Below are 7,387 nucleotides of genomic sequence, written 5' to 3'. Positions count from 1 at the left end.
ATGTGAACGGTGTGATCTGGTGCACCCATGCGACCCAGGCCTGGCGCGAAAGCGAACGCGCGGCTTGGGTGTCTTTGCCCGAACGCCTGCGTCACAATTCTTTGTTGTTGGTGACGCGTGCGGATAAGCTGGAAGAAAAAGACCGCCAGAAGGTCCTGCGCCGTGTCAACCGCGAGGCCGGATCCCTATTCGCAAAATCGATCCTCTTCTCTGCCCTCGACGCCATCCGCGCCCGCGACGACGAACAGCTGCGTGGAGGCGAGCTGTGGACAAAAAGCGGCGGTGAAAAACTGATCGACGCCTTCTTTGAAATCGTCACAGACGTTATGACAACTCGCGAAAAATCAGTCAAAATATACAAATCCGACCCCAATATCAAAAATGTGCAAGGTCCAAGAGACGCTTCGATAGCCGTGACCAAGACGCCTTCAGAGCCACAGCCCGAGAATGAAGGTGTCCTTGTTCTTGATAATGTGATCCCGGCACCGATTGCGCCACAGCCGGACCCTGTGACGGAAACCGTACGGCCAATTCGCCCTACGCGTCCGCGCAGACCGGTCCGCGCAGAAGGGGAGGCGCGTCAGACTGAGCGTAGGATCCGACCAGAAGAGGCTGATGATCTGCGGGCTTTGTTACTGAATACCGCTGAAGACATTGTTTCAAATGAGAGCGACGTGATGGAAGAAACACCTGCTTTGGATACAGAGCAGGATTCAATTTTCGCGGTGATCGACACGGTTGCATCGGAACAGCAGGACAATCCTCCGCAGGTGTTGGCTGAAATACATGAAGAAGTGCAAGTGTCTGATCAGGTGGTTCTGGGTATTGCCGACGATGTCGCAACGCCTGGCGTTCCAGATCTTGAACCAGAAATTGAGGACCTGCCTGACATCGATTTTTCCCGGATCTTGTCAGGCATTGCTTCGGAAGTAGACACAGATGTTGCGGAGGTTCCTGAAGTTCCCGCCGCAGACCAGCCTGCCTTAGAGAAGGAATCTGAAACGATCTTTCCTATGGATGAGGCCGAAATTGCACTAGATGTGGGGGCGTTTATTGCTGCGGATACACAGAACGCGCAGCCGCATATGGAAGCCCTGGAAATTGATGCGGACGTAGAACCAACACCTGAGGATGTTGATGTTGCCCCCTTTGTTTCCGGGGGAACCGCGTCTGAAATTTGGGCCGGCATTGTTGCAGGTGAAAAGCGGCCTTCAGACATCAACGAATTGGTCGATGCGATTGGGGTGTTTTTGCAATCTTATACGCCGACACCAGCTGAAACCGATGCGGCAAAAGATGAAACCCCAGCGCCGGAAACTGATCCTCTTCGGGTGCCAGTGGCTGCGCGGGTTGCATCTGAACAAAAATCCGAATGGGATTTTCTGAACTAGCAAGCACATGTAACGCCTATCACATAATATAGCCAATAAACCGCCACCAGGCGGGTAACAGAAAACTAGGAATAAGAATGTCACTGGACAACGCACTTCAGACATCAATGGAGACCATTCCGGAATGCCTCGCAGCCGGATATATAGATATGACGTCCGGGATGTTACTGGGGGTACAGTCTTCGCCTGAGCAGCCACAGGATGTGCTGGAATCCCTTGCCGCAGCCACAGCCGATCTGTTTCAGGGCAGAAGCATTTCAGAGATCGAGGCGCGATTTAGTGCATCCCGTTCTGACGGAATGCAGGATGTTTATTTTCAGGAGATCATCGTGTTCAGTGCGGATTTCTTGCATCTATTCCTGCGCACCGACAGCTATCCTGATCATGTTATCTGCTATGTCTGCGATCAGGCGGCAAATCCGGGTCTTGTGCTTGCAAAGGCAAAGATGACGCTTGGGCAGGTCGCCGCCGCCGTTTAAAGCGCCCTAATACCCGGTCGTGCGATCCGCGAGATGCAGGAAGTCTTCACCGTTTTCGCCACGGCGGATGTTTTCTGCAATCACCTGTGATGAACTGTCCAAGCGGGTGTCAGCGGCCATATGGGGGGTGACCGTGACATTTGGATGCGTCCAATAAGGATGCGTGCCGGGCAGAGGTTCGATCCGGAAAACGTCAAGTGTCGCATGGGCGATCTGACCAGTATTCAGGGCGTCTAGCAAAGCATCATCATCAATCAAGGGGCCGCGACCTGGGTTAATAATGAATGCGCCTTTTGGCATCAGGGACAGGGTTTGTGCGTTCAGGGTGTTTTCTGTTTCCGGTGTGTTTGGCAACAGAAGCACCACGATTTCAGACCGCTTCAGAACCTTCTGCAATCCATCGGGGCCTGAAAAACAGGTGATGCCATCCAGATCTTTCTGACGGCGCGACCAGCCGGCGACATCAAAGCCAAATGCGTTTAACATTCTGGCGCAGGCACTCCCCAAAGCACCAAGTCCAAGAACAGTCACTTTACGGTTGCGGGCAAGGGGCGGCAGATGTGGTTTCCATTCGCCGTTCTGGCCTAGGATTTGTGCGTCCATGCCCAGATGGTGGCGCATGACATGCCCACAAACCCATTCGACCATACCTTCTTCCAAGCCCCGATCAACCATCCGGCAAAGGGGCTGTGTCAGAGTCTTATTGCCAATCACACGTTCCACCCCAGCCCAGAGGCTGAGGACAGCTTTGCATCTGGTATATGGGGTGAAGTCTTGCACGGCACTGGCCGGTGACCAAATCATGTAATCGACATCTTCCGGTGCCATCGTCCCGTCCTGAAAGGCGGCAAGATTTACGTTTAGTCCCGCGGTCTTAAACGCATCCTTTAGCGGTTCTTCCTGAGCAACCCAGTTGGAAGGTTTTGCTGCGAAAAGGACATTTACGGGCATCGGAATTCCTATCTTGGTCGGTGGATATGTGCGCTTTGAACAAAGCCGAATGCCACTAGAATTACAAGCATGGCTGATCCCCCGTAACTGACAAGAGGCAGGGGGACACCCACCACTGGTGCCAGTCCCATGACCATCGACATATTGACGGCAAAGAACAGAAAGAAGGTGGCTGCAATTCCTATGGTCATCAAAGCTGCGAAACGGTCTTTGTTCTGCATGGCCGAGGCAAGGCAAAACAACAAAACCAAAAGATACAGTCCCAAAAGAGACATGCCGCCAATGAAGCCGAATTCTTCAGCCAAGGTTGTGAAAATGAAATCAGTGTGCTTTTCGGGTAGAAAGTTCAGGCGGCTTTGGGTGCCCTGCATATATCCGCGCCCAGTCCATCCTCCAGAACCAAGTGCAATCTTGGATTGGGTGATGTGATATCCGTCCCCCAGAGGGTCCCGGGATGGATCGAGGAAGGTATCGATCCGGCGATACTGATAATCTTTCAGAAACTGAAGATCTGTCCCTCGGGTTTTAAACACGGCCACCACCACGCCAATAGCGCTGCCGATGACCCCGGCAAAATACCATAGGCTGACGCCGGCTGCGAACATCACAATGCCACTGCCTGTGATCAGAAGGATTGCGGTGCCAAGATCGGGTTGTCGCAGCACAAGCGCCACGGGAATAATCACAAGAAGAACCGGAACCAGAACCCAGAACGGATGTGAGACTTTGCGGATATCCAACCAGTCGTAATAGGCGGCAATCAGTAAAACCAACGTGACTTTCATCAGTTCAGACGGTTGCAGGCGCATAAAACCAAGATTTACCCAGCGTTGCGCGCCCATGCCAACTTCGCCGAACAGTTCCACTGCGATCAGCAATATTAGCGACACCAGATATGCAAGGGCTGCCATATTACGCCAGAACCAGACGGGCACCATGGCGACAAAAAACATGGCGACCATGCCCATGGCAAAGCGTTTCATCTGGGGTTCCGCCCAGGGCGTGAATGATCCGCCCGCGACGGAATAAAGCATCAAGAAACCCACACCACAAATCGTGCTGAGCAGAACAACCAAGGGCCAGTTCATATATAGAACTTTGCGCAACCCGGTGGGGGTGTGTTTGATCTGATATTCAAGATAGCTCATGCACGGCTGCTTTCTTCGCGCAGGGCATCAAAATCGCGCAGTTCCAAGGTATTCTGCATCTGACGGGCTTTGCTGCGTGCGGCTGACGGGTAGGCATCCAATGGGGCATATCCACCATACATCGCCTGCAGAAGAATATCCCGTGCCACCGGAGCAGCAGCTTTGGAACCGCCGCCGCCATGTTCCACGACAACGGAAACGGCATATTTCGGAGCATCATATGGGGCGAAACCAACGAAAAGCGCATGGTCGCGCTGTTCCCAAGGCACATTGCGGTTGTTCACACGGTTGTTCGAAACCTGGCTGGTTCCTGTTTTTCCGGCAAGGCGCTTGTCATCCATCGCGATACGTGACGCAAAAGCCGTGCCGCGCCGGTTGTTTGACACGGAAAACATGCCCTGACGCACTGCGCGCAGATGGTTTTCATTCAGTTCAAGCGACGGAGCATCTTCCAATGGAACCTCTGCCGAATTCACCGATTTGACCAATCGTGGCGTAATCGCACGACCTGTGGCAAGACGCGCGGTCATGACGGAAAGCTGTAAAGGGGATGCAAGAACAAAACCTTGCCCAATAGACGCATTCAGACTGTCCCCGATGACCCATTCCGCACCGCGCCGTTCCCGTTTCCAGGCTTTGTCCGGCGCAAGGCCCGATGACACCGCAGACATGGGCAGATCAAAACGTTCCCCAAGGCCAAGACGACGCGCCATTTCACTGATGCGTTCAATGCCGACACGTTCCGCAAGGTCGTAATAATAGACGTCACAACTGTTGCGCAGGCTTTGGTTGAGGTTCATGTGCCCGTGTCCGGAGTGCTTCCAGCAGTGGAACCGCCGCCCGCCGACTTCGACATAACCGCCGCAACGCACGGTTTCTTCGGTATCAATCAACCCGGCATCCAAAGCCGCCAGGGCAGTCACCATCTTGAAGGTGGATCCCGGCGGATAGGCGCCTTGAACGGCCTTTCCTTGTAATGGATTCAGGGGGTTACCGGTCAGTTCACCATAATCTGCCGATGATATCCCGCGCACAAATTTGTTTGGGTCAAAAGTCGGAACAGATCCACAGGCCAGAAGATCCCCTGTCTCGACGTCAATTACAACTGCAGATGCGCTTTCACCGGCCAGACGGGCCTGAATGAAGTTCTGCAAAGGCGCATCAATCGTCAGCTGTACGTTGTCGCCCGGAATACCTTCGCGCCGATCCAGTTCCCGGATCACCCGCCCGCCAGCGTTCACTTCGTTTCGTACATTTCCTGCCTGGCCACGCAACTGTCGTTCCAGTTTGTTTTCAACGCCGGACTTGCCAATCTGAAACTTGGGGATTTGCAGCAGCGGATCCTTGTCATCAATTCGTGACAGGTCATAATCTGATACGGGCCCCACATAACCCACCACGTGACACAGATCTTCCGCAACTGGATAGCTTCGGGACAGGCCGACTTCGGGGGTAATACCAGGCAGGGCAGGGCCGTTTACGGCAATCGCGGAAACTTCCTCCCAAGTTAGGCGATCGGCAACCGATACGGGCACATGAGGGGCACGATCCATGACCGCTTTCAGGGCTTTTGCACGGGCTACATCATCCATCGGGATTAAGGTCGAAAGCTTGTCCAACGCTTCTTCCGGATCGCCGGCGTCTTCGCGGACCATAACCACACGATAGTTCTGTTCGTTGGTGGCCAGAGGCACTCCGTTTCGGTCCCATAGCAATCCGCGTGCGGGGGCAATCAGCCGGTCTTTGATCCTGTTTTCATCGGCAAGGAGCCGGTACTGATCAGCCTGATCCACCTGAAGATATCGCATGCGTGCAGCCAAACCGCCGGAAAAGGCAAGCCAGGCAGTGCCGAGCAGCAATCCACGGCGTGTGATCCGGCGTGTGCTTTCTTCATTGTCCTTCGGTGGGCGACGCATCAGTTGGCCCCTCCATGTTCGCGATCACCTGGATACAGGAACCGGACTTTCAGAATGAATTGGCAGAATAACACCATCATAGGATAGGCAAGAACCGTTGAAAAAACCTGTCTGGCGGCCAGATCGAAAGGTGGTGGAGACAACAGAAGCAATTGCAGTGAAAACCGTGTGCCCAATGCCAGCGCGATTGTGACAACGATGACAATCGCCCATTCCAGTGCAAAAGGGAATTCTCGCATATAAGGGCTTCGTGAGCGCAGGAATTCGCTGGTGAGTATCATCAGAGCAACCCCAAGGCCGGGCGCGTGTTGCAGCAGAATATCCGCCAAGAAAAACACCAGGGCGATGGACAGTACAGGGATCTGATCCGGTCGACGAATGATCCAAGCAAAGGTCAGTGCCTGCAGAAAATCTGGCGCGGGAAAACGGGTTGGCACCGTCTGCATGGGGATCAGCTGAATAAAAATGATCAATCCGCACATCAACGGATACAACAGGCGCCAGCTCCAGAGATGTAAGCTGACCGGATCAATCATCTGTTGCTTCCACTGCGATGTCATCCGCTGCGGCGGACGTTTCTACCGATGTCTGTTCAGGGTCGGAGACCAACCCGCCCGCATCCGTCAACGGGACGGTTTCATGCAGACGGATTACCCGCAGAAATTCGAGCCGTTCATAATCAGCCGCAAGCAAGACGCGCAGGCGACCCCCAGGTGTTTCTGTGATTTGCCCAATCAACAAGCCGGCGGGGAAAACCCCCCCATCGCCGGATGACATGACGCGATCGCCGGGGCGCACAAGATCAGGCTTATCAAGCAGTTCAATTGCAGGGGCAGGGGTGTTGTCACCTGCCAGTAATGCACGTTGTCCGGACGGCTGAATTGTGATCGGGATACGGCTGTTTGAATCCGTCAGAAGTAAAACACGAGAACTGCGGTTGCCTACGCCGGAAATGCGTCCGACCAGGCCAAGCCCATCCATCGCAGCCCATCCATCGGTGATCCCGTCACGTTCCCCGACATTCAACAGAACAGACTGATGAAAGGGTGACCCACTGTCGGCGGTGACAACACCGGTCACCCAGGTCAGTTGTGGATCAAGGCGTACCTTGTTCAGGTCTAAAAGGCGGGCATTGCGTTGATCCAGCTGCAATGCAGCTTCTTGCCAGACACGCATTTCCTGCAGTTCGTTGCGTAATTCTTGGTTCTGTTCGTAGAGGCGCTGGTAGCTTTGAAAGTTGGCGACCATCTCAGAAAAGCCGGCGATCGGGGCCATGGCCCAGTCTGTGTTGGGCAGAATGGCGTCGGTAATCTGGGCGCGCATGCGTTCAACACGCGGGCTATCGATACGCCAGATCAGGAAGATTGCCAGCATAAACACAACAAGCATACCAACCAGGATCCGCCGGATCGGGCGGCCATAGTTTTCAGTCTGGGCGCGGTCACGGGCCACGGCGGACTCTCCTGGTTGTCTAACAGGGCTGGTTCGTCACAGGTGGTCAG

Annotated in this window: 7 protein-coding genes; 2 read left to right on the top strand and 5 right to left on the bottom strand. The window is 54.3% G+C overall.

The annotated features are described in order from the left end of the window. Together ACPGUT_RS06135 and ACPGUT_RS06130 are read left to right on the top strand one after the other, a co-directional pair. The coding region (locus ACPGUT_RS06135; RefSeq protein WP_423989438.1) for a hypothetical protein at positions 1–1,391 on the top strand (1,391 nt) is incomplete at its 5' end. 77 nt (positions 1,392–1,468) lie between these two features. Further along, the gene (locus ACPGUT_RS06130) at positions 1,469–1,870 is read left to right on the top strand and encodes a hypothetical protein (protein WP_423989437.1); all 402 of its coding nucleotides are present in this window, start codon (positions 1,469–1,471) and stop codon (positions 1,868–1,870) included. A gap of 6 nt (positions 1,871–1,876) precedes the next feature. On the opposite strand, the gene ACPGUT_RS06125 is transcribed toward ACPGUT_RS06130, so the two are convergent. From ACPGUT_RS06125 to mreC, 5 genes are read right to left on the bottom strand one after another with little or no spacing between them, the layout of a single operon-like run. Next, a complete protein-coding gene (locus ACPGUT_RS06125) occupies positions 1,877–2,821 on the bottom strand; it encodes a 2-hydroxyacid dehydrogenase (RefSeq protein WP_423989436.1) in 945 nt (314 codons plus the stop codon). Positions 2,822–2,829: 8 nt separating this feature from the next. Next, positions 2,830–3,969, bottom strand: coding sequence for a rod shape-determining protein RodA (gene rodA / locus ACPGUT_RS06120; RefSeq protein ID WP_423989435.1), 1,140 nt, complete (start codon positions 3,967–3,969; stop codon positions 2,830–2,832). Next, the gene (gene mrdA / locus ACPGUT_RS06115) at positions 3,966–5,885 is read right to left on the bottom strand and encodes a penicillin-binding protein 2 (protein ID WP_423989434.1); all 1,920 of its coding nucleotides are present in this window, start codon (positions 5,883–5,885) and stop codon (positions 3,966–3,968) included. The genes rodA and mrdA overlap by 4 nt, the downstream gene beginning before the upstream one ends. After that, the gene (locus ACPGUT_RS06110) at positions 5,885–6,421 is read right to left on the bottom strand and encodes a rod shape-determining protein MreD (protein ID WP_423989433.1); all 537 of its coding nucleotides are present in this window, start codon (positions 6,419–6,421) and stop codon (positions 5,885–5,887) included. The genes mrdA and ACPGUT_RS06110 overlap by 1 nt, the downstream gene beginning before the upstream one ends. After that, positions 6,414–7,337, bottom strand: coding sequence for a rod shape-determining protein MreC (mreC, locus tag ACPGUT_RS06105; RefSeq protein WP_423989432.1), 924 nt, complete (start codon positions 7,335–7,337; stop codon positions 6,414–6,416). Before mreC ends, ACPGUT_RS06110 begins: the two co-directional genes overlap by 8 nt. Positions 7,338–7,387: the final 50 nt, after the last annotated feature.

The sequence above is a fragment of the Halocynthiibacter sp. genome, from assembly GCF_049608145.1.
Classification (GTDB): Bacteria; Pseudomonadota; Alphaproteobacteria; order Rhodobacterales; family Rhodobacteraceae; genus Halocynthiibacter.
The sequence above is the reverse complement of the archived record's forward strand: the minus strand, read 5'-3'. Positions and strand labels throughout refer to the sequence as shown.

Bases quoted from the DNA above. Each gene is read 5' to 3' on its own strand.
- ACPGUT_RS06130 (WP_423989437.1), top strand. From the start codon at position 1,469: ATGTCACTGGACAACGCACTTCAGACATCAATGGAGACCATTCCGGAA.
- ACPGUT_RS06125 (WP_423989436.1), bottom strand. From the start codon at position 2,821: ATGCCCGTAAATGTCCTTTTCGCAGCAAAACCTTCCAACTGGGTTGCT.
- rodA (WP_423989435.1), bottom strand. From the start codon at position 3,969: ATGAGCTATCTTGAATATCAGATCAAACACACCCCCACCGGGTTGCGC.
- mrdA (WP_423989434.1), bottom strand. From the start codon at position 5,885: ATGCGTCGCCCACCGAAGGACAATGAAGAAAGCACACGCCGGATCACA.
- ACPGUT_RS06110 (WP_423989433.1), bottom strand. From the start codon at position 6,421: ATGATTGATCCGGTCAGCTTACATCTCTGGAGCTGGCGCCTGTTGTAT.